We start from the raw sequence: 23,255 nt of genomic DNA, 5'->3' as shown, positions 1-23,255 counted from the left end.
GGTCTCGTGGGTCTTGTTCCACGCGCCCAAATTGTGAAAGTGCTCCCAGAACGACAAGTTCTCGGTGTTGAGGAGCGACGGGACGGCGTTGAAGTACGAGCGGATGAACGGCTTGACGTCGTCGCGCAGCGCATATACGTCAGTGATTCGCGTATAGTAGGGCTGCATTTTCGAGAACCCGCCCAGGTTGAACCAATCCTTCTCGCTCTCCTCGGCCGGATAATCACCCATGCCGGCATGCAGAAACCAGAAGTCCTCGAAGTAATCGATCATCCACTCGACCTCTGGCGCGTCCGGTTCGAGCGCTCCCAGCGCCACGAGGTGCTGCGATCCCGTCTCGACGTCACCGGCCCAACTGCGCCCCCAGTCTTCACCGGGGTAGAAGTCGGCAATCGGCCCGAAGCAGTACAGCATGCCTGGAGTCGCGGGCACCCACGTGCCGTCGCGCAAAGGAACGACCGGTGACCGCGCCTGCGTGTAGCGGTACGCCCTCAGAATATCCTCGCGAAACGCAGCCGCCTCGTCCACCCAGGCCTGTGCGCCTGGCTGGCCGACGTCCGCAAGCGCCCGCGCCGCCTCACGCAGCCCGGCGCAGTAGTGGGCTTCCATGAAGAACCGATAGGCAAAGACATTCCAATCCGCGACCACGCCGGGTGGCACCAGGCCGTACTCCGGCATCTTGTCGCCGTCGGGATCGAGCCGCTTCGTCTTGTCGCGCTGCGCTGAAACCCAACGGCATACGCGGGCCACCTCCGGCGCGACGTTGCGCAGCCACTCGGAATCCCGCGTCAGCGCGTGATGCTCGCCGAGCGTCCACAGGTGCCAGCCGGTACCGACCAGCGTGTAGCCGGTGGTGAGAAAGCCCAGCGGGCTGTAGCGTGCGATGAAATAGTCCAGCGAGCGCCGCGCGAAGTCATGATGCCCCATGACGTCCATGCCGAGGATGACGGAGTTGGCCTCACTCTCCAATGGCCCGTACACCGGCGAGGAGATCCAGGGCGCGATGCGTTTGCCGTCGTCCTCATTGCGCGCCGCCATCAGGCAGTACACCTGCGACGCGCGAATGACATTGCCGAGCAGCCGATCCGGTATCGTGACCCGCATCGCCGGGGACATGATGCGGTTCCAGTAAGCGACGCACGCGGCGTGAAAGTCGCCTGCGGAGTTCAACTGATCGCTCTGCTCAGGCGTGACCTCCCAGGATGGCACGTACAGCACGCAGTGCACGCGGGCGCCGGCCGACAGCGCGCCGGATAACGACAGCGCATTGCCCTCTGCGACAGGTCGCAGAGGCTCTGCTCGCCTCAGGTCGACAACCGCGAACACACGACCTCCCGCAGTGGCGACGACGCGCCGCCCGATCGTCTCCAGGCGCACGGACTGCGCGTCCTCTCCATGGGTCACGAAGGTGAAGCCTAGTCTGGCATCCTTGGGTTCGGAGTGTCGGTTCTCGATACTCACCTCGGCAACACATATGGAATGCGATGCATCGGGGGCGTCGCCGCCCGTTCGGCTATCGCGGACATACGGGGCGACATACGTCCGCTGTGAATACGCGATGCCGTTCCGCTCGGTAGCGTTCACCGGGACGGGCAGCCATCCGCCGTCGAGGTGGCGAGTGAACTCCTGGCTCCCGGGCGCTCCGAACTGGGGCACGACTTCGAGTGCATCGTAGCGAATTGCGCCGTTGCGGTCCACGACGAACTTCTCGTTGGCGCAGGCCAGCGACAGCATCATCGGCCCGTTGTCCTGCGCGGGGTTGTGTACCGCTGCCATCGCCTGCGGGAAATCCTGATCCGGCATGCGCCGCACGCGCTCGAGAACGGTCTGCCGTCCGGCGATGCCGCGGCGCAACTCCGCAGGTGTCAGTTCGCTGCCCGCCCGCGTCACCACAACGCCGAAGTCTCGCACGTAAACCGGGTTGCTCAGGACGTCGTCCACTGCGACGGCAAACGCGCCGGTGGGCAGGCGGAGCCGGATGACCGTCCGGTCCGACCTGCGGAAACTCGGCCTGGCGTATCGCACCGTGAGTTCCAGCGGCCGTGCGAGGTCCCAGGCGCGCACGATCGGCGAACCGCTGCTCGCGGGTGCGAGGATCGCCCCGTTGTATATCTCGGCCTCGCCGCTCTGTTCCGGCAAGGGACGCTCGAGTTGCACCAGCAGCTTGGCAGTGTCCCACGCTGTCCCGGTGAACGCCCATAAGCCCCGCAGGACGATCGGATTATCCGTCGCAGGGAAGATCCAGCGGATCTTCAGCGTGCCCAGGCGCACCTGCGGGTTGTCGCGCCAACCGGGACGCAGTCGCCAGCAGTCATCATCCACTTCGATGCGGCCATTGATCGTCTCCCACCGCCCCTGCCAGGCGGACTCGCCGACCCAGCGCTCGACCCGAACGCCGGATGCCGACGGCACGGCGGCTGCTTCAATAAACTGCAGCCCGATCTCGCGCAGACTGCGCCGTTCCCACCACTCCAGACCGACGCAGGCGATGCCCGACTTGTCAGTGGGCACGACGTACGCTCCGTCGCTGGACGGCGCCACCTCGGTGCCGAGGAATACATCCTCGGCGCGGAACTCCTCGACGCGGCTGGAGCGGCAGCCGTCGGTACGCTTCGGATCCCACGTCATGATGCGGCCGAACGGCGCGATGTCCACGGGCTCGGGCGCCGAGCGGCGCTCGGCTTCTGCGGCAGGAATCACGCAGGCGTTTCCCCAATTGGCGACATCACACGTGATGCCGTCGCCTGCGTCGGTCACGACCAGCGCTAACTCCTGCGCGCCTCCCACCGCCACGCAGATGGATCGAGCCGCGTCGCGCTCGCGCATGATCCCGCTGTCGAATCGCTTCTCGCCGTCCACATAGACCTGGAACACCACGCTGCCGACGTCTCCATCCTGCCATTGGACGCCGATCTCGGCCTCGAACGACTCGTACTCGCCATCCAGTTCGACGACGATCTGCCCGGGCGCGTGGCTGCCAAGGCCTTTGGTGAAGTGCCGGTCTTGGATCTGAAGCGGGCGCGGCTCGCGATCGGGCGCGTGCGCCGCAGTGTCAATGCCGAGCACTCCCCATCCCTGCTGCACGAGCGACAGGCGCGGCAGCGTGTCGGAGAGGTACTCGGTGACCGGCGGCTCCCCGGCGGCGTTCGAAGCGTTGGCGAGCATCAGTATCACCCCTAGCGCCAGAGCGATGCGCAACGGCATCGGGTTCTCCTCAATCGCCAAGCCGCGGCTGGCGGCCTCGCCGTCCGGCTGGCGCCGGCGTCAGGCTCATCGGCAGGAAATCACGATGGGATAGTCGCGCACGACTAAGCCGTCCACCGTCAACGTTCCGTCATTGTAGGACCACACCGCAGGCTGCGAGACACCCCAGTAGAGGTCGGTAAGCGTCACGCGCGTCGGGCGCGACTTCAGAGCGAAGGACAGCCTACTTGGGTATGCTTTGACCTCTTCGTTGAACATCTCCGCGGCCCACACCAGCACCAGCATCTCGTTGCTGTTATCCCTGTGATAGCTGATGACCTTGAGGTCCGGGGCCGCGCCATCGCATCGGTACGCCAACTCGCGAATCGGCTCGACATCGCTGACCACGCTGCACACATTGCGCAAGGCATACGACGGCGGACGGAAGCTGTAATCGTGCGGGTCAATGACACCCCAATCCTGGCTCATGTTCTCGTTGTAGAGCGCCCACCACGCGGTGCGCAGGCCGACCCAGCCGCTGTAGACGTAGAACCGGATGAGGTACTTCGCGCAGCCGTACTCGCCGATCCCCGGCTTGTACGAATAGCCGAGGCCTGCGACATTCGTGCCCCACTCGTTAAGCCACACGCCGACGTCGGGTCTGCCGTGCTGTGCGAATGGCTGCTTGACGCCGGCCACGATGTCCTCGAGTCGGTTCCATCCCGTCTGCTCGCGCGACTGGCTCAGGTTCTGGCCTTGGTAGAACTCCATTGTGCCCATGCCGCCCTCGGGCTTGTCGATGCCATAGGGGTGAAATGCGTAGGCGTCAACGTACGGTGCGGCGCCCTCGCGCAGGGCGATCTCCGTGGTTGACGGCGCAGGCGCGGCGGTGCCTCCGAAAACGACGGTGAGATCGGGGTCTATTGACTTGATGCGCCGGGACACCGCCAGCAGCAGCTTGCCGTACAGCTCCGGCTCGTGGAATGGATACCAGCCGTTCTCCTCGTTCCACAGCTCCCAGAACTTGATGCGGTCCTTGTACTTGCGCACGACGAAATCCACGTAACGCACGAACGCGCGGCGACCGGCCGCGGTTCTCGGGCCCCAGTTCAAGTAGAAGGGATGACCTTCCGTGTAGATCGGGCCGATGTCTATGACGGGGTTTTCGGGGCGATCGTGGAGAGCATTGCCGTACTGAAGCCCCCAGAGGATATCCACGCCGTTGTCCGCCAGCTTCTGGATGGCCGCGTCGGTCGCGGCATCCATGCGAAACTCGCCCTGCTCTCGCTCGACCGCTGCCCACTCGGTCTGATCGCCCCACTGGCCGACGCGCACCCATTTGACGCCGAGATCGAAGATCCGGGAGAAGGACTCGTTGACGGTCCTGGCCGTGTTGTGCCACCCGGTGAAGGCATCGCTCACCGTCACCGTTGCGCCGCGAGCTGCGAGCGCGACGTTGCCCCCCTCGTCGTCAACCACTTCGATCCCCGATAGCCGGGCCTTATACCCCTGCGACACCTCTGCGTAGTTCCCGCCGGAGAGCGGCAGGCGCTCGAATTCGACCCGTACGTAGCGCGCCTTCGCCCGTCGCCCAAGCGGGAAAGCCTGCGCCATCTTATCGCCGCGTCGCTCACCCGAATCGGCGAGCATGTGGTCCTTCACCCGCAAGACGGCGCTCCACCGCCTTCGGGCTGAACTCGTGCGCACGCTGAAGCCGATGGGGAAATCGGTGTTGCGCCAGTACGGGATCAGGTTGATCTGTGTCACCGTGACGACGCGGCCGAGGTCAATCTCGACCCAAGGCGGTCGCCCAGGGTATGGCGATGCGCGCTGCTGGCTCGACCAGCACGTCTCGGGGTCGTCGTCAATCAGGTGGACGGGATCGAAGGGCGCCTCATAGTCGCGCGAGCGCGGCAGGTGCGCGCAGATGCCGTAGGGGCTGCGCTTGATCTCGGATGACCGCTTGTGGCGGATCGGCGCCAGCGGCGCACGGTTGCGCTCCTGCAACGTCGTGGGCCTCGGCAGGAGCCGCCAGTAGCCCACCTCATCGGTTACCAGTTCCTGCCGGTTGAGATTCGCCTCGCGATCAACCACCAGCACCTTATACGAAGCCTGACGAGTCTCCGCCGCATCGCCCTCCAGGGCGGCAGTCAGTCGGATCTCGGCTGCGGTCGCCTTGCTCGCGACAAGCTCCCAATCCACACGCTCGTAGGAAACTGCCGGCAGGGCTCGCACAATCTGCGCAGGCGCGGCGCACGTGATGCCCTCGGGCGCCTCGAGTTGCAGGGAAACCTGCGAGGCCTCCTCATCTCCCGTGTTCTCGACCCAGGCGCTGAAACGGATGCGATCGCCGGTGCGCGCGAGCGGCTTGTCCGACCACACGTTGGCGAGCGTGATCCGCGCACCCGTGCGGATAGGGTAGACCTCCACGGCGTCAATGAGCCAATCGCCGTCGCCGGTCCGCGTGGTGGTTTCGTTAATGCGTGGGGCAATGAGGCAGTGCTTGATGCGCCGGTCCGAGAAGTCAAACTCAAATGACGCCTCGTGCCATTGCCCGTCGCGCGCATGTTCTCTCGGCGGCGAGTAGCCGTGGCGCACGACCTCGCCGCCGGCCGGCCCGGATAGGCCGATCACGTAAAGCGCGAGATTGCCCGCATCGGCGTCTGAGGCGAGCACTTTGTAGCCGAATCGCACTACGCCGCGCCCGAGCGCCATCACCGCGCTGTTCGCGCCGACGACATCCCCTGCCTGCGCTATCAGGCGCAGGGAGCGCCGGCCTTCGCAGGCGTCATCCGAGACCTCGACTCGCGCCGTCGGCCCCTGAAGATACTCCGACCACGCCTTCGGCAACGGCCCCGCCGCCTGTTCGAGCGACTCGAATCCGCCATTCGTGCATACGTTCTGGCCGGTGCCCACGGCAACCGCGCCGGCCTCACAATCGCCCCGGGTCGCGCACATTGCGAGGGCTATCACAGCCACCATTGCAGCGGCCTGCCACGACATGCTCGACCTCCTTGCGGCCGACTGACTTACTGTGTCGGAGCAGCGGCCCGCTCCGCACGAAGCGCATCGAACACGACTGCCCCAGTGTCCTGACGCTCCGGATGGAACTCGCTGACGTAGATCGCGTCCCATTGGATCGGCGGCTCCGCATCGGCAGGGACGGGGGCGGTCACCTCGCGCCACCCAATCCAGTCAATCCGCGGGGCGAAGTCGAGGTTGAAACTGTGATCGTTGGCGTCGGTTACCTTGCCGCGCAGCCAGTGGCCCAAACCGTCGCCGTATACCCAGGCGTGCAGCAACAGCGCGTCCCCGACGTCGCGCTTGATCTCGAAGTACGCGGCGCGGCTCTCGTCGGTCGTCGTGAAGTCGTATGTCAGACGTGCGGCGTAGGTTCCCTCGCGCACCGGCTCGGTTACCCGCTCGCACGACACCGGCACTTCACGTGGCCAGGAGAACGCCGTGCACGCGCCGTCATCCTCGAACCCCTCGACCGGCACCGTCTCGGTAGCAAAGACAACTCGCGCCGACGCAGTCACGCCCGCCAGCGTCGCGTTGACCGTGCCCGCCGGGCCCGTTCCGGCCGTCAGCACGCCGTCACCGCTCATCATACCGGCCGCGGTGTCCGCTTGCCATCGCACCTGGCTCGGATCAAAGGAAATGGGCGCGCCGCTCTCATCAAACGGTGCAACTGTGAACCGAATCTGCTGTCCGGGCGCCGCTGTCGCGGCCTCCGGCGCGATTCTCAGTGCCGCCGGCCGGGCGTGAACGGTCACCGGAATCCGCGCGGTCACCCCGCCGCAGAAGATCTTTATCGCTCCCGTTGCCGTCTCGGCGACCTCAGCCGCGGTGAATTCGCCTCTCGGTGAAACCGTGCCGATCGGCCCCTCGTACGCCCAGCCCATCCCCATGGCAGGCATGTCAACCGGGTTGTAGTAATCGTCCTGCGCCTCCGTGTGAACCGTGACGCGGTACCCCGGAAGCGCGCTGACCGACTCGGGCGTGATGCGCATTCGGGTTGGCGGCCCGTGCGGCGCCGCACTCATGACGAGCAGGGCGTTGCCGACCGGTCGCTGCCTTCCGCCGGACGGAGAGTTGACGACTTCGCCGCGCACCCACATCGTCGTCGAGCCGCCGCCGTCGAGGTTGACCGCGTCGCGACAGCCCAGGTCGAGCATGAGCTGCGCCAGTTCCCACAACGTCATTCCGACGCTGCGCGCCTGGCGACCGTCCACCGCGACGAGCACCACCTTGCCATCGGGACGGATCCCCGCAGCTGTCCGCGGGTGCCTCCGGTCCGAATGGCTCGCCGTGAAATTCTCCTGCTCCCGTTCGATCGATATGCGTCCGTCCCGCACCAGCACCGGCCCGCCGCCCACGGCTTCCACCACTTTGCCCTCAAGATCCGGAGCCAGATTGACGCACAACTTGACCTTGTCCCCGACTCTGATCTGCTCGAGGCGACCCGCGGTCGAGCCGGACGCCGAAAGCGCGACGTGCTCCGGCCACAACGCGAGATCGCCCGTAGCATACGTTGACGCCGTCACGGTGGTCTCATACACCTTGCCGAGCTCAAGCGGCTCTTCCACTCCGCGCAGCACGATCTCGCGCCCGCTGGCGGAGGTCTTCGTACTCGTCCCGAAGAGGGGGGTGTAGAGGACGACGTCGTTTCGCCCGCGCGGCTGGTTCATCGCCGATATGGGCACACGCGCGCCCGTGGATGTCTGCATCCAGGCATCGAGTCGCAGGGATGCTACTCGCGCCCGCCCGTCGTCAAGCAAGACGAGTGCCGATCGCCCCCCGCCTGCTGACACTAAGTGTCCATCGCGGACGTTAAGGCCAAACAGCGCGCCGTCCGTCCGGCCGCCCATCACGAAGTAGTCGCCGTTCACCGCAGCCACGGCGTAGCGACTGGCACTCGATGCGAGGACGGCCAACTCGCTGACCTTCAGCCTCCCGGGCACCGTCCCGGCGATCGCGCAGGCGAGCGATATGTACTCCTCACTCGGATCGAGTTCGATGACGTGGATACCTACCGGTCCTTGCTGGCGGTGAATCGCCCGGTACGACGTGCCGGGCGCGATCATCCGGGCCGGCGTCTCCGCCGCGGGCAGGCCCGGCCCCAACGCGGCGAGCATGGTGAGTGCCGCGGTGAGCCACAGGCCGTGGCAGGTCGAGGCTGTGGTGTGGTTGCGCTTGCATTCAGGCATATGGGCTTTGCCGCATTGGATTCCGGCCTGGGTCCGCTTTGCGGCCTGCTGCAGCGTGCGGCGCAACATTACCCGTCCCGCGCCCAGCGGCGCAGGAGGGTGCGCAGCGCCAGCGCCCCAACGGTGAGCGCCGTCCCCGCGCCCGCCGCCCAGCGGGGGAAATCAGTCCGCAACGGCAGGACGCGCCAGAACATCCCATGGCGATACCGTTCGTGGCCTTCCCTTCGCAGGAAGCGACCAAGCACCTGGACGAGCCACTCGATCGAAGTCTTGTTTGCGTCGCGCCCGAGCTCGGCTGATGCAATCGCCGGCGTGCCAATATGCCCCAGGCCCTCCACCTTGCGCCTGATCCGCTCCGGCGACAGCATGTCGGGTGTCGTCAGGTGAGTTGCCGGCAGGTCGCGGTACGAGGGATCCACCAGATCCGGGCGCAAGTCGAGCATCATCGAGGTCTCCATCCAGCCTGCGTGAACGTCATCCTCAATGTCCTCCGTCGTGCGCTGGATGTGCTCGCCAAATCCTCCCTTGCTGCGGCGGCGCAGCATGTCCCTGACAAACGCCCCCACCGGAGATATCGCCACCTCTCCGAAGCGCCTGTTCACTCGCTCGCAGGCCTCCTCGGCGACGATGAGGTGCCGCGGGGCCATGTGCCCGGCAAGAACGACGATATGCCTGAATCCCCACGACGCGATGTCGCCGACGACCTCCTCGATGATCGCGCGTAGAGTCCGTTGGCTCACCTCGAAGTTGCCCGGAAAGCCCGGGACGCACGAGGTGCCCACCGGGAATGACGGGCACAGAACGAACGAGAAATCCGGGAATTCATCCGCGAGCATTTCGGCCGCCGTCCGCTGCCACGACTCGACTTCGAACAGGTCGGTCCCGACGGGGAGGTGGCGGCCATGTTCCTCGAGCGGCGCCACGACGATAAAATAGGCGGTGCGATCGCGGTCGAGCGCGTCAATCTGCGGCCACGACAGCTCCTTCAGCTCAAGAATCCGTTTCTCGTGTGACAACTCACATACTCCTGTCAGTCTCGCGTAACCGGGACGATGCCGAGCGGCAGAGACACCGCGGACCTCACGGACGTCATCGACCCCTGACACTGTGAAAGTCGGATACAACTGGCGCGATGCCGCCTCGCGTTCCTGTGGCGATCAGCCCAATCCACGCACTCCGCGGGTCTCGGTCAGACGGCTCAGTACCTGACGCCGACGAAGGCCGCGAACCCGCGCGCGCCGTCGTCGCCCGCATCAACGTACTTCAGCTCGGCCAACCCACGGCCGCCGAACGGCGCGCCGATCAGCACCTCCCAGGCCAGGTTCGTCTCCTTATCTGATAGTATACCCGCAGGCGTAAGGGTATCGGTTTCGAGGTGCGAGAGACCGGCCCCACCGCCATAGTACCATCCGCCCTGCCACTTGCGCGCACCCGCGATTACCGTGAATGCCTCGCTGGTCACGCTCGCAGGCTGCGCCGCCACCACCACGTCTGTGGAAGACTGCGTGTACTCGACCGTCGCATAGCGGTCGGCGGCGGCCCACGAATAGGTGATAGCCAGGGCGGTATGCCCGCGAAACCCGCTTGCCGTGGGCTCGAAGCGCCCGAGCATTGCGAAGGATTTGTTGTTCATCCCGCCACGCGCTGACGTCATCTGCTCACACCACGCAGGCGCCGTCATCGTGACGCATGCGAGCACTGCGGCGCTCACGACTTGACGTATCATTGCACCCTCCTGTGATCGCGGCGGCAGGCAAGGACAGAACCGCGGCGAAATCTGTGCTAGGCGGGACCGACGTCACGATCCCGCCGCGTGCAGCTAAGGATAGGAGTTTCGCCGTCATGGATTCCCGACCTCTGAAGGAGTTCGCCCGCAAGTGCGGGGCGGACCTGGTGGGCGTCGCGCCCGTGGAGCGTTTCGAGGGCGCGCCCGCGGCTATGGACCCCCGCTACGTCTTCCCCGACGCGAAGTCGGTCGTCGTCCTCGGCTTCCGCATCCCGCGCGGATGCTTCCGGGGCATTGAGGAAGGCACCTACTTCGCCGCCTACCCCTCGATGGGCTACGCCCACATCAACCTCGTGTATGCCCCCAACGTTCTGCGCGAGGTGTCGCTGTATCTCGAAGACGAAGGCTACGAAGCGGTGCCGGTGCCGAACATGACCATCATGGGCGGCGTCAACATCCACCATGGGACGCCCGTGGATCGGCCCGGCGTGCGTCCGGGTCTGCCGCCGCCGGACGTGACCGTGCACTTCCGGCTCGCCGCTGTCGCCGCGGGTCTGGGCGAGATCGGCTACAGCAAGGTCTTTCTGTCCCCGGAGTTCGGGCCGCGACAGCGCCTGGCGCTGCTCATCACCGACGCGCCGCTCGAGCCCGATCCGCTGCTGGAGGATCCGATCTGCGACCGCTGCAAGATTTGCGTGTCCGAATGCCCGGGCGGCTGCATTCACTCCTCGGAGACGGTGAAGGTCAACGTCGGCGGCAAGGAGTTGGAGTGGGGAAGGCTCGACGTTGATCGCTGCACCTTCGCCTATGCGGGCGGGGTCAAGGAATTCTCGCCCTTCGCGCCGGCCGATCTGCCCCCGCTCGACGAGACTTCGAAGGACGTCTGGAAATGGCTGAATGAGATACCGTACAACCGCGCGGCGGTCGGCATATTTCACCACCAGGGGGCCAGCGGCGGGGCGCGAGGCTGCATCCGCGCGTGCATGATCCACCTCGAAGAAGAGGGGCGCATCAAGGCGCGCTTCCACACCCCCTTTCGCAAGCGCGCTCAGTGGCAGCTGTCAGAGTAGCGCGGCCTGAGAAACGGTCGGAGACCCCGGCATCTGGCCTGGCGCGGAGGGGTCGCCCGACGCTCTCCCGGACCGCGTGCTGCAACAACAGCACATGGACCACCCCGACCAGCCCGGACGCCACCTGGAAGGCACCCAGGAACTGGAATTGGTTCAGCAGCAAGTACCACGACGTGACCTGCACCATGACGTGCAGCGGTGGTCAGAACTTCCAAGGCTCCTTCACAGTGCGCGTGAAGTCCATTCTCGGCTTCTGCGCGGCGATTCGACGGAGGGGCAGGGGTAATCCCTGCCCCTCTCCCTCGCTTCCCATCGATCAACCTCGTCCCCTCGGGCAGCCTTCCGTCCGGGGCGCGAGCACAAGCACTTTGATGCCCCGCGCGCCGGCGCAAGGACAATCCCCTGCATGCCGCGAATCGCCACGTCGAGCGCCGTCGCTCGTAACCGCTTCGGCAAGGAGGGCGACCACCGTGGCGTGCGCATGCACCCCCAGACTGACGAGCGTTGTCGCGCTGGCAGCGGCCACGGCACTGCTCCTGATCGCGTCAACCGCCGCCCGCGCGCGCGCCGACGGGGCGACTCTGACCGTGAACCTGCGACAGCCGGGCGCAGGAATCAGCCCGATGTTGTGGGGCATCTTCTTCGAGGAGATCAACCACGCCGGCGACGGCGGCATCTATGCCGAACTCGTGCGCAACCGCTCATTCGAGGATGCGGATGCGCCGGACAGTTGGTCCTTGGTGACGAGCGGAGCGGCCACGGGCAGCGCGGCGTTGGATGACGCCCACCCCTTGAACGACGCGCATCGACGCTCTCTGCGTCTTGAGATCACCCGCGCTGACGGCGGGCGCGTCGGCGTCGCCAACGCGGGCTACTGGGGAATCGCCGTGAAGGAGGGCGAGCAGTACGTTCTGTCCCTTCACGCGAGCTGCAGCGAGGATTTCAACGGCCCCCTGATGGTCAGCCTCGAGCACGCCGCCGGGTTGGTGTACGGACAGGCCAGGCTCGAAGGGCTCGGCGAGCAGTGGCAGCGCTTCACCTGTGTCCTCAGCGCGAATCGAACAGATCCCTCGGCTCGACTGGTGATCGCCGCATCCGCGCCCGGCACCGTCTGGCTCGACACGGTCTCTCTCTTTCCGAAAAGCACCTGGCACACACGTCCCAACGGCCTGCGCGCGGACCTCGCCGGAACGCTCGCCGACATGAAGCCATCCTTCGTCCGCTTCCCGGGCGGCTGCTTCGTGGAAGGCGATGTGCTTGAGAATGCTTTTCGGTGGAAAAACACGATCGGCGATATCGCCGCGCGGCCCGGCCACTGGAACCTGTGGGGCTATCGCTCGACCGACGGGCTGGGATATCACGAGCATCTTGAGATGTGCGAGGATCTCGGCGCCGAGCCGATGTTCGTCATCAATTGCGGCATGGCGCACGGCGGCAACGTCCCGCTCGCCGAGTTGGCACCGTGGGTGCAGGACGCGCTTGACGCCATCGAGTATGCGAACGGCCCGACGACCAGCACATGGGGCGCGCTGCGTGCGAAGCACGGGCATCCGGATCCCTTCGACCTCAAGTACGTTGAAATCGGCAACGAGAACGGCGGGCCGGCCTACGAGGAACGGTATGCGCGCTTCCACGACGCCATCAAAGAGCGCTATCCCGACATCCAGCTCATCGCCGACGTTCCGGTCACCAGCCGGGACGCGGATATCGTTGACGAGCACTACTACTCGAGCCCGGAGTGGTTCATCACCAACGCGACGCGCTACGACAAACGAGATCGGGGCGGGCCGAAGATCTTCGTCGGTGAATATGCCTGTACGCAGCAGTGCGGCCAGGGAAACCTGCGGGCCGCGCTCGCGGAGGCGGCGTTCATGACCGGGCTGGAGCGCAACTCGGACCTCGTCGTGATGGCCGCGTATGCTCCTCTATTCGTCAACGTCAATGACCGGCGCTGGAACCCCGACGCCATCTGCTTCGACAGCTCGTCCGCGTATGGCACGCCTTCGTACTACGTCCAGAAGCTGTTCGGCGAGCACCGCGGCGACGTCGTGTTGCCGACGGAACTCGTCGTCGAGACCGGGCCGTTGCCGACCTCCGGCGGCGCCATTGGACTCGCGACCTGGAACACGCAGGCGGAGTTCACGGATATCAGGGTCACGCATGGAGACGAGACGCTCTTCGCAGCGGGTTTTGGCAGCGGCGCACCGGGGTGGCGCGTCGTGCGTGGGGAGTGGAGCGCGCAGGAGGGTGCCTACAGGCAGGCCGCCGCAGGCGAAGACTTGCGAGTGGTCGCCGGCGATGCGAATTGGGGCGACTACGCGTACAGCCTTAAGGCGCGCAAGCTTGGGGGCGCGGAGGGGTTCCTCATCATGTTCCGCGTGCGCGATGACGGCAACTGGCTATGGTGGAACCTGGGCGGCTGGGGCAATGCGCGCCACGCCATCGAGAAGTGCGTCGGCGGCGGCAAGACGATCCTGGGCGATTCCGTACCCGGACGGATCGAAACCGGGCGGTGGTACGACATCAGGATCGAGCTGCAAGGTTTTCGTATCCGCTGCTACCTCGACGGCGACCTGATTCACGACGTTGAGGATGTGGGCCCGGCGCCCATGACGGCCGTCGCCAGCCGGGTCAGCGCGACCGGCGAGGTGATCGTCAAGGTCGTCAATACCTCAAACGCCGCGCACGATACGGAGGTGACGCTGGAAGGTGTGAGCGCGGTAGACTCCGAGGGCATGGCCGTGACCCTGACCGCGAATTCCCCGGACGACGAGAACTCGCTCAGTCAGCCCACGAAGGTGTCGCCGGTCACGCGGCGGGTCACCGGCCTGGGACGCGCCTTCCGCTATGCGTTCCCTCCGAACTCTCTCACAATCCTTAGGATTGGCGTGACGCAAGCGGCGCGATGACTAAGCCGCGCATCCCGCCGGCGGGCCGCAGCGTCACTTGCGGCGCGCGACCTTGCACGCGGCGTCGCGCGGAATCTCAGAAGTCATGATGGTCAGCTTCCCGCCCTCCGCGTTCACCTCGTCTGTCGACACAGGCGCGCCGGAATACGTGTCCCACCATTCGACGGTGTACTCGCCGTCCGTCAGGTCTGCAATGGTGATGCATACGGGCGCGAGAGGGGCGATCTCGAAGCCCTCCAGCGCGTTCCACCACGTGTTGGCCTTGTTCTGGATCCACAGCAGTGCTGAGTCCGAGTTGGCCAGGCCGACGACGCGCACGTCGGGCGCCGTGAGGTAGCCGACAAAGCGGTAGGACACATACAACCAGTCGGTGCCCTCGTTCTCGACCATGATGCGGTGCGGCCCGGCCGGCACCTCGACTCGGTACGCGCCGTCGTACTGCTGCATCGTCTCGTGGTCGTCAGGGGCATCGTCGGGGAACTCCGCCGCGAGCTTCGTCTCGTCGTCGAGGCGGACGCGCAGGTTGGCGCCGCCCCAGCCGGACACTCCGCTCACGATTACCTCGAACGCGCCGTCGGCGGGATAATCCACGATGAACGTGGGCGGGTTGTGCTTGTCCCTGTGATTGACCAGGCCGTGGAGCAGGCGGCTGAGGACATCGGCATCGGTGATCACCCCATCGCGGCCGACGCGGTACTCGCGCGGCTCGTTTGCCGGATGCTGCTCCCACGACGCGACCTTCGGGTCAACCGTGAAGTCGGCGGCCCGGAACGGCGCGCCGTCGGGGAATGCCACGCGCTCGATGCTCGCCGGGCCGTAAGCGGTGCCAAGCCAGTCCACGCCGTCCAGGAATCGCGCCAGGGCCGCGAAGTGACGGTACTGGTTCTGCGGTTCGATGTACTGGTCCCACCACCACGTCATCGCCGTGCCCGCGTCGCCTGATAGCGCCGTGGCCCAGATGCCGTTGTGCAGATGGACGCCTTGCTTGTCCTCCTGGTCGCGCGCTCCCAGGCCGTCGGCCCCGAACTCGCCGACGAAATGCGGCTTTTCGTACTGCGCCGCCTTGTCGCGCGACCAGGCCGTGAGCGCGCCGGCGATGTCGCGCGGACCGTAGCAGTGGGTCTGCACGAGGTCCATTTCCGGCGAACCGTCAATCGCGGGATCGCCCGGGCTGCGCGCGAAGCTTGTGGTGATGAGGTGATCCCACGGGTCGAGCGCGCGCAGGTATCGCGCCATGTCGCGATGCCATGCCGCAACCTGCGCCGAGTCGTAGTGCTCGATGATGTCCACCTCGTTCCAGAACTCCCAGGCGAAGACGTTGGTCGAGTAGCCCCAGCGGGCGACGTAATAGCGCAGGCGGCGCTGGAATAACTTGCGGGCTTCGGGATCCGTGAAGAAGCCGTCGGGAGATTCAAGCGGCCCGCCGAACTTGGCATTCAGCGGGTATTCATCGAAGGCCGGATAGGGCTGGCTGACGCGCAGCGAGTTGAATGAATCGAGGCACAGCATGACGTAGATGCCGCGTTCCTCGGCGATCTCGACGACTCGGTCCAGGCGCCAAGAACTGCGCTGGCTGTAGCGGCCAGGGCCGACCTCCTTGGGGCGATCCGGGCAGTAGATGGGCGCCGTGGCGATCCATGGCCCAGCCAGCCACAGCCGCGCGAAGTTGCAGCGGGCTTCGCTGAGATGGCCGAACCACATCTCGTATTCGCGCAGCGGCGCATTCTGGCCTGGCCAGCAGACGTTCTCGCCGAGCGCAAAATACGGCTTGCCGGAGTCGAACTCGAAATGACGCGGCGCGCGTGTGCTGCGGCGGATGAACCCGGGGCTGTCGCTCGCCACGGCCTCGAACGCGATCTCCTCGGAGGTCGTTGGCCCCTGGGCGTCTTTTGCCCGGATACGAACGCTGTGGCGCCCGGCCTCCGTCGGCGCGAAGCGAACCTTCCACGCCAGCTCGCCCCCCGGTTCGACGGATTCCTTGTCGTCCTCGCGCACGCTGCGGTACTCCTGATAGGGAAACGCGGGGATGGCGATTCGTGTGCCCGACGGCGTGCGGATCTCCGCAGTCACGTCAATCTGCTCGGGATCGAAGGGATTGTCATAGGTCCGGGACAGGTGGAACGTGATCTCCGCCTTCGCGTACCGCGTGACGCGTTGGGGCTCGACGCTGATACCGCTGAATGCCGGCCCGGCGGCCGAGGCGCACCCGCTGGCCCAGGCCAGGAGGCACAGCATGCCCGCGGCGGACAACAAAACGATTCGATAGTCGGTCACGTGACCCACCTCCGCTCTTCCGGTTGCCCCAGCGCGACGCCCGCGCGGGTCTACTGCCGCCCCGGTACCGGAAAGTCCGGGGAATCCGTGCGCGCCTGCTCCATGATGCCGGCGATGCGAGCCACCACCTCCGGATGTTCCATCGCGACGTTGTGTTCTTCCCGAAGGTCGTTGGCAAGGTCGTAGAGTTCGATTCCGGCATAGGGCGGGCGCCGCACGGCCTTCCAGTCGCCCACCCGCACTGCCTGCTGGAATCCGCCCTCGAAGAACTCCCAGTACAGATGCTCGGCGTTCTTCTGCGATTTGCCGAGCAGCGCGGGCAGCATCGAAATGCCGTCAATCCCCGCCGGCGGCTCAGCGCCTGCAATCTCCGCAGCGGTCGGCAGGAAATCCCAGAACGCCCAGACCTGGTCGCTCACTGTGCCCGGCCTGATCTTCCCGGGCCAGCGCGCGATCATCGGCACGCGGATCCCGCCTTCGTAGAGATCGCGCTTCATCCCGCGCAAGGGGCCCGAGTCATTGAAGAACTCCGGGTTATGCCCGCCTTCGCGGTGCGGCCCGTTGTCGCTGGTAAAGAGGATCACCGTGTCCTCATCAATGCCGTGCTCTTGCAGCAGGGACACGAGTCTGCCGACGTCCCGGTCCATGCGCGTGACCATCGCCGCGAATCCCTTCTCCACTTGCGGCCACGACTCACCGGCATATGGCCCGTAGTCGGGCACCTCCATGCCGTCGCCCGTCTCGCGGCTCAACTCGTTATTCGCGTGTGGGATGGTGTATGCGAGGTACAAGAAGAACGGATTGTCCTTGCTGCGAGTAACGAAGTCGAGGGCTTCGTCGGTGAACAGGTCGTGAGAATAAACGCCCTGCTTGCCGTCGGCATTGCCGGGTATCTCTACGCGCTCCTCATTGCGCCACAGGTAGTCGGGGTAGTAATTGTGGGCATGGCCCTGGTTGAGATAGCCGAACCAGTAGTCGAAGCCCTGCCGGTTTGGAACACCGGTCGTATCCGGCTCGCCGAGGCCCCACTTGCCCACGATGCCGGTCGCGTAACCCGCGCTCTTGAGCACTTCGGCGACGGTCACGTCTTCGGGCAGCAGCGGCACGCGGGCATTGCCGCGTACGCGAGCGTGCCCGGTGTGGAGCCCTGTCATGAGGGCACAGCGCGCGGGAGCGCAGACCGTGCTGCCCGCATAGTGCTGGGTGAAGCGGATGCCCTCGGCTGCCATCCGATCCAGTTCCGGGGTCTTGACGAGCTTCTGGCCGTAGCACCCGAGGTTGCCGTAACCCAGATCGTCGGCGAGGATGAAGATGATATTCGGTTTGCGTGCCACAACTCTACTCCTTTGCAGTGCGCCCACGGCCCCACGCTCCGCAGCAACCATGCCGAGGGCGCCGAGCCCGATGTCGCGCATAAACTGCCGGCGCGTGATGCGTTCCCGGCGGATTCCGCCACGTGTCATGACGCGCACCTCGTCGTCAGTGAGTCGGCTGCCTGGCCGCGACGAGCAGTCCATGAAATGTCACCATTCATGCGCTGCTCGATGAGGTCCACGATGACCGGGTGCCCCCATCGCCCGTCAACCTGGTGCAGGCGCAGTAGGCAAGGGGCGTCGGAGACCGGGACATCCCTCGCCAACACGTCCCCAACCCAGACAGTCGCGTGCCGCACTGTAAAGTCGTCCCGCGCCGGCCGCGGCAGCCAGTAGAAGACCTTGCGCATCGGCACGCCGCGCGAATCATCGTCGAAGACATACCATTTGACATCCGGGACGGAGAACGTCACCCGCACGTCCTGGTTCCGCGTGCACGAATCATCCAGCTGCGAGTAAAGTGTTTGCAGCGCGGTGTACGCGGGCTTGGGAGTATGATCCGAACGCACGATGCCGAAATGGTTCTCGATGTGGTCCGCCGGAAACGGGCGATCCACATCTCGGTCGCGCAGCATGAAGTACACCGCGATCTCCATCCCAAGCGCGAAATCCATGATCTGCTGGCGCAGCGCGAACTTGGCCTGAGTCAACTCGCTCATGCCCTCTTTCGTCAACGACGCCAGCGGGCCTTGGGGAACCGTGCTCCAGCCGACCTCGGTCACGGCGAGCGGCTTGTCCCCGATCATCGAGCGCAGGGCCTGAATCTGCTCCTCGTACGTACTGTAACGGGGCGTGGCTCTGCCCTCGAATGTGGACGGATTCTCGGGAATGTTGACCGGGCTGTACGCCTGCCGGTAGGGATGAATGGAGATCCCGTCTGCAGCATCCAGCGCGCCTGCCTCGATCGTCAGGCGCAGCCAGGGATACGGCCACTCCTCCATGCACTGAAGCATCGCGCACTCCGGCGCGTACACCGTGACGTCCGAACAAACCCCCTTGACGGCGGCGCGCACCTCGCGCAGCCCTGCGGCGTATGCTGCCGGCGGCACGTGAGGCCGCGTGTGATCGTCGTCCGTCGGAGCATTCGACTCATTGAGGAATCCGAAATGGCTTATGCGGTCGCCATAGTTCCGCACCGCCGCGCGCCACAGGTCGAGGTCGCGGCTCACGAGGATGCAGTACGGCTGGACGCGCGCCTCCGCGAACATGTCCAACCACGAGTTCAGCCGTGGATCTTCGGCGTTCGGCAGTGCCCCGTGCAGGTTATGCATCACCACCCACTTGACGCCGAGGTCACGGATAAGACGCATGACTGCGGCGTCGTCCTGTGCCGCGTGCACTTCGGGGGAAAGCAAGGTGGCGAACGGCGACGACGCGATCTCGTCACTGCGCCGGCGCAGGCGCACGTCAATCACGTTGCGAACGCGCTCGGGAAGTTGCGCGAACGTCTCGTGCGCCCCTCTTGACCTCGCCGCCGTCGAGCGCCCCGTGCCCGGCGACCGCTCCTCCGCGATGACCTCGCGCACGGCAGAGAAGGCTGCCTTCCGGGCGCCGGCGGCCCACTTCCCGCTGGAATCGCGCGTCAGCCTCACCAATCCATAATGCGACTCCGGGTTGTCCGCGCCGAAGTACGGCTCGTCCAGGAGTTCGTATATGAAGAACGCGGCGACGCCCGGATATGACCGGAGCTGCCGCGCGACCTGGCTCAGGTACCGCGCCTGTGCCGCCTCTCTGCCTCCCTGACTGCCCGCCCGGCGATTGACCTCCGTGAACCAGATCGGTTTGCCGTAGCCCTTGAGGTGTTCGAGCAGGTTGAACTCGCCCCGCACTTCAGTGACATCGCCCATCTCCGAGTACCAGTGCCATCCCAGGATGTCGAATGGCACCTGGTCCTCCCGCACCAGGCGCTCGATGAATCCGTAGTGCAGCCAGCCGCCGGTGTCAACAATGGTGAAGGCGTTCGGGTCCGCGGTTTTCACTCCCGCGTGGAGCCCGAGCAGTTCGGCCCGTGCTTTCTCATATCGCGATTCCTCATAGTGCTCGGGCTTGTCGCCATTGGGGTCGCCCCACTGCCAGAGCACACCGGTGCGCGTCGTCTCCCCCTTGCGGATCATGGTCACGAGGTCGAGTTCGTTGTCCAGTTCCCAGTGTGTGATCCGGCCGCGAAAATGCGACACGAGCCAACGCGCGAACTCGAAGGACGACGCGCGGATCTCCTCGGGCGTCGCATCGCGGTCGAACCGTCTCGTTGGCTGGATGACCGGCAGCATGCGGATGCCGCGGCGGGATGCCTCCGCCACCAGCGTGTCGTAGAAAGCGAGATCGCGTTCCAGGCGCGTCTGGTCCCAATCACAGCGATACCAGCCCGCGCCTAGTTCGCCGACGAGGTCAAGCTGGGCCTCCATGGTTACCTGACGGTAGCCCTCCTGCACATTCGGGTGACCGTTGACGCCCCAGTGGAAAGAGTGGATCTCGGCAGCCCCCGCGCCGGCGAAAGCCAGCGAAATCGCGGCTGCAATCAGAATCCCCGTGGCCTTCATCGGACGTGCCTGCATCAGTTGGGCCTCGTCTAGTGGTTCCTCGCGGTCGTCACCAGGGCCATGCCGAATGCGATGGCGAGCATCCCGGTCCACTGCACGAGCGAGACGTGAGAACGGAACAGGATGGCAAGTGCCGCCTGGGCGCAGAGGAACCCGCCGGCCGTCGCCAGGCCGAGGGCGACGTTCGGGTTCATCGTCTTGTAGAGCAGCATGAGAAACCAGATGCTCGACGCGCCGAAGACGTTACCGCCGATGAACCCGGGCAGCCAGCGCCCGGGCGTAGCGGCTCCGTACTTGAAAATGACCTGCGCCGCAGCCTGCATGACCGCAAAGATCACAAGCCACAAGACGTGCATGCTCGTCTCCCCTTGGTCGCCCCGCTGTGCCGTGAGACCGAGGCAATCTTCAACTTCGACCCAAACCCGACCTGCTGGGCTGCGCCAAGTGGAGTCGCGGCCAAGCGCCCCGCCTGTCAGGCAGGAACTCCGTGGAGAGACCATCGAAATTGGCATCCGATGTCAGCATACGCCGGGCGGCTGCGCCAAGCGAAAGGAGCCGCAATGATTGATATCCACACTCACCTCGGCAGGGGGGCGCGGCGCGACGATGCGCCGGTGGACGAGAGCGAACTCCTACGTCGTCTGGACGAGTTCGGCATCGACAAGGCCGTCGTGCTCGCTCGAGGCGTCAGCCCCGAGTGCGCCTTCTTCCACTTCACCAACGAAGACGTGTTGGCGGCGTGTGCGCGCCACGCCGACCGCTTCGTCCCGTTCTGCAAGCTCGATCCCCGCAACGGCCGGAACTCACCGGATACGGACTTCTCCTGGGTGCTCGAGCATTACAAGGCCACCGGCTGCAGAGGGGTGGGGGAGGTCTCGGCCAACATGCTGATTGACGATCCGCGCTGCGTCAACATGTTCCATCACTGCGGCGCGGCAGACATGCCGGTTCTGTTTCACCTCGTGCCGCGGGTTGACTACGGGCTGTACGGGCTGGCGGATGATATCGGCTTGCCGCGCCTGGAACGAGTCCTGCAGGAATGCCCGGAGACGGTCTTCATCGGCCACGCGATGGCGTTCTGGGCCGAGGTTGCGTCGAACGTCGAAGAGGAAACGCGCGGCGGGTATCCGAAAGGCCCCGTCGCCGGTCCGGGGCGAGTGCCGGGGCTTCTCAAGGAATACTCCAACCTGTACGGCGATCTCTCCGCCGGCAGCGGATTCAACGCCATCAGCCGTGATCCCGAGTTCGGCTGCCGCTTCCTGGAGGACCATCAGGACAGGCTGCTCTTCGGCACGGATATCTGCAACGTTAACCAGGAGGTCCCGATAGTTCCGTGGCTCAACGAGGCGCGCGATGCAGGACGCATCTCGCCGACGTGCTATGAAAAGCTCGTGCGGGGAAACGCCACTCAGCTATTGGGTCTTGAGTAAGGTGACAGAGGAGGCGCGATGACGATCGAGCGAACAGTGCTCATTCCACTGCAGAACGGCGTGGGCATCGAGCAGGTCAACACATGCTACGCGCAGCGCGCCGGCCTGCGGCTGTTCCAGGTCTATGCACTCACAGCCGGCGACGATGCCTTCGGCGCGTTCTACCAGCGCACCAGCGATGACAACGGGCGCACGTGGTCGCAGCCGACCGCGCTCTTCGAGCCGGAGCAGACGCAAGACGGAATCGTGCGCCGCGGCGAAAGCGCCCTCTTCCTCGACGAAGAGAGGGACGCCCTGATCCACGTCTACAACCACGCGCTCTACCCGGCGGGCCATTTCACCGGCGACGTCGAGCGTTTCACACGGGTCTTTGTTCGGATCTCGCGCGACGGCGGGCGGACTTTCGGCCCGGACGCTCAGGTCGTGGAGAAGCGCTTCGACCCCGAGCACTGGGCCTCGGAGATCGTGTACGGGTGGAATAGCATGCCCATTTCCTTCTGCGCGCCGGTCAAGACCAGTGACGGCTGCTTGCTGCTCCCTGTGCAGCGCTGTCCTCTGGGCTCGGACTTCAACAACCCCGGAGCCATCAAGTGGCAGGCCGGCTGCGTCATCGGGCGTTGGCTCGGCGACACGTTGGAATGGGAGTTGAACGAGATGGTCTGCTTGCCCGCGGATGTCTCCTCGCGTGGCCTGTGCGAGCCGGCTATCGCCGAGTTGTCCGACGGCGCACTGCTGATGATTTGCCGGGGGAGCAATGCGGGTCTCCCGGACGTCCCGGGGTACAAGTGGTACTCGATGTCGCGGGACGGCGGCTGCGTGTGGTCGCCGCCCGCGCCCATGACCTATGCCGACGGCCGAGAGTTCTTCTCGCCCGCCACCGGCTCGCGGCTCGTCCGCCATAGCCGGAACGGAAGACTGTACTGGATCGGCAACATCGTGCCGGATTATCCCGACGGCAACCGCCCGCGCTATCCGCTCCAGATCGCCGAAGTAGATGAGGACAAGCGGGCGCTGATATCTGAGACGGTGCGCGTCATCGAGGACCGACGGACGAAGGACCCGCCGCTCGTGCAGTTCTCCAACTTCCGCGTGTACGAAGACCGGGAGACGGGTGAGTTCGTGCTGACCATGGCCCGGTTTCAAGAGCGCGGCGAGCACGACCTCAACTCGCCGGCATACCAGTACCGGATTCCGATCCCTGGGTAGCCTCGGGCTGTTGCCCAAAGAGCAGGGCCTGCGCCTCGCCCACAGAATACGCCGTAACGTTGAATCGGCCTCGGTCTGACAGGATGCATGGGAGAGAAAATGCCACTGATTGACATCCATACGCATCTCGGGAAATGGGGCATGCGCGAAGAGCCGGAGATGACGGAAGGCGAATTGCTCCGCCGCATGGACGAACTGGGCATCTCCCAGGCCGTCATTCTGCCCCTCGGCATGACACCGGAATGCTTCATGTTTCCCTTCGACACCGACGACGTGCTCGACGTATATCGCCGGCATCCCGACCGCATCATCCCGTTCTGCAACCTCGACCCGC

Annotated in this window: 14 protein-coding genes; 5 read left to right on the top strand and 9 right to left on the bottom strand. The window is 65.5% G+C overall.

Translation table 11 applies throughout. The annotated features are described in order from the left end of the window. The 5 genes from JSV65_02645 to JSV65_02625 form a co-directional block, all read right to left on the bottom strand. On the bottom strand, positions 1-3,204 hold a 3,204-nt coding region (locus JSV65_02645; GenBank protein ID UCH35269.1), incomplete at its 3' end, for an NPCBM/NEW2 domain-containing protein. A gap of 66 nt (positions 3,205-3,270) precedes the next feature. After that, on the bottom strand, positions 3,271-6,186 hold the full coding sequence (locus JSV65_02640; protein ID UCH35268.1) for a discoidin domain-containing protein: 2,916 nt from the start codon (positions 6,184-6,186) through the stop codon (positions 3,271-3,273). A 26-nt stretch (positions 6,187-6,212) separates the two neighbouring features. Then, the gene (locus tag JSV65_02635; GenBank protein UCH35267.1) at positions 6,213-8,393 is read right to left on the bottom strand and encodes a phosphodiester glycosidase family protein; all 2,181 of its coding nucleotides are present in this window, start codon (positions 8,391-8,393) and stop codon (positions 6,213-6,215) included. Between the two features lie 68 nt (positions 8,394-8,461). After that, on the bottom strand, positions 8,462-9,409 hold the full coding sequence (locus JSV65_02630; GenBank protein ID UCH35266.1) for a creatininase family protein: 948 nt from the start codon (positions 9,407-9,409) through the stop codon (positions 8,462-8,464). Between the two features lie 182 nt (positions 9,410-9,591). After that, positions 9,592-10,119 carry a hypothetical protein gene (locus JSV65_02625; protein ID UCH35265.1) on the bottom strand — a complete coding sequence of 176 codons (528 nt, stop codon included), beginning with the start codon at positions 10,117-10,119 and terminating at the stop codon, positions 9,592-9,594. A 116-nt stretch (positions 10,120-10,235) separates the two neighbouring features. Between JSV65_02625 and JSV65_02620 the strand changes: the two genes are divergently transcribed. Both JSV65_02620 and JSV65_02615 read left to right on the top strand, forming a co-directional pair. After that, positions 10,236-11,189 (top strand): epoxyqueuosine reductase, encoded by a 954-nt coding sequence (locus JSV65_02620; GenBank protein UCH35264.1) that lies wholly within the window; start codon positions 10,236-10,238, stop codon positions 11,187-11,189. 470 nt (positions 11,190-11,659) lie between these two features. Beyond that, a complete protein-coding gene (locus tag JSV65_02615) occupies positions 11,660-14,098 on the top strand; it encodes an alpha-N-arabinofuranosidase (protein ID UCH35263.1) in 2,439 nt (812 codons plus the stop codon). A 33-nt stretch (positions 14,099-14,131) separates the two neighbouring features. Here the strand turns inward: JSV65_02615 and JSV65_02610 are convergent, their stop codons facing one another. Genes JSV65_02610 through JSV65_02595 form a run of 4 tightly spaced genes read right to left on the bottom strand, consistent with a single transcriptional unit; the run spans position 14,132 to position 20,641 of the window. Then, on the bottom strand, positions 14,132-16,372 hold the full coding sequence (locus JSV65_02610) for a DUF5060 domain-containing protein (GenBank protein ID UCH35262.1): 2,241 nt from the start codon (positions 16,370-16,372) through the stop codon (positions 14,132-14,134). A 50-nt stretch (positions 16,373-16,422) separates the two neighbouring features. Next, on the bottom strand, positions 16,423-17,787 hold the full coding sequence (locus JSV65_02605; GenBank protein UCH36678.1) for an arylsulfatase: 1,365 nt from the start codon (positions 17,785-17,787) through the stop codon (positions 16,423-16,425). Between the two features lie 44 nt (positions 17,788-17,831). Then, positions 17,832-20,300 (bottom strand): hypothetical protein, encoded by a 2,469-nt coding sequence (locus JSV65_02600; GenBank protein UCH35261.1) that lies wholly within the window; start codon positions 20,298-20,300, stop codon positions 17,832-17,834. Between the two features lie 14 nt (positions 20,301-20,314). Then, a complete protein-coding gene (locus JSV65_02595) occupies positions 20,315-20,641 on the bottom strand; it encodes a hypothetical protein (protein ID UCH35260.1) in 327 nt (108 codons plus the stop codon). A gap of 204 nt (positions 20,642-20,845) precedes the next feature. On the opposite strand from JSV65_02595, the gene JSV65_02590 reads away from it, so the two are divergent. The 3 genes from JSV65_02590 to JSV65_02580 all read left to right on the top strand — a co-directional run. Next, the gene (locus JSV65_02590) at positions 20,846-21,715 is read left to right on the top strand and encodes an amidohydrolase family protein (GenBank protein ID UCH35259.1); all 870 of its coding nucleotides are present in this window, start codon (positions 20,846-20,848) and stop codon (positions 21,713-21,715) included. Between the two features lie 18 nt (positions 21,716-21,733). Then, entirely contained in the window at positions 21,734-22,921 is a 1,188-nt protein-coding gene (locus tag JSV65_02585) for an exo-alpha-sialidase (protein UCH35258.1), read from the top strand. A gap of 99 nt (positions 22,922-23,020) precedes the next feature. Continuing rightward, positions 23,021-23,255: amidohydrolase (locus JSV65_02580; protein UCH35257.1), on the top strand; the 235-nt coding region annotated here is incomplete at its 3' end.

Source organism: Armatimonadota bacterium (assembly GCA_020354555.1).
GTDB lineage: Bacteria > Armatimonadota > Hebobacteria.
This window is presented reverse-complemented; position numbering and strand designations above follow the sequence as displayed.

Bases quoted from the DNA above. Each gene is read 5' to 3' on its own strand.
- JSV65_02640 (UCH35268.1), bottom strand. From the start codon at position 6,186: ATGTCGTGGCAGGCCGCTGCAATGGTGGCTGTGATAGCCCTCGCAATG.
- JSV65_02635 (UCH35267.1), bottom strand. From the start codon at position 8,393: ATGCCTGAATGCAAGCGCAACCACACCACAGCCTCGACCTGCCACGGC.
- JSV65_02625 (UCH35265.1), bottom strand. From the start codon at position 10,119: ATGATACGTCAAGTCGTGAGCGCCGCAGTGCTCGCATGCGTCACGATG.
- JSV65_02620 (UCH35264.1), top strand. From the start codon at position 10,236: ATGGATTCCCGACCTCTGAAGGAGTTCGCCCGCAAGTGCGGGGCGGAC.
- JSV65_02605 (UCH36678.1), bottom strand. From the start codon at position 17,787: ATGCGCGACATCGGGCTCGGCGCCCTCGGCATGGTTGCTGCGGAGCGT.
- JSV65_02600 (UCH35261.1), bottom strand. From the start codon at position 20,300: ATGCAGGCACGTCCGATGAAGGCCACGGGGATTCTGATTGCAGCCGCG.
- JSV65_02595 (UCH35260.1), bottom strand. From the start codon at position 20,641: ATGCACGTCTTGTGGCTTGTGATCTTTGCGGTCATGCAGGCTGCGGCG.
- JSV65_02590 (UCH35259.1), top strand. From the start codon at position 20,846: ATGATTGATATCCACACTCACCTCGGCAGGGGGGCGCGGCGCGACGAT.
- JSV65_02585 (UCH35258.1), top strand. From the start codon at position 21,734: ATGACGATCGAGCGAACAGTGCTCATTCCACTGCAGAACGGCGTGGGC.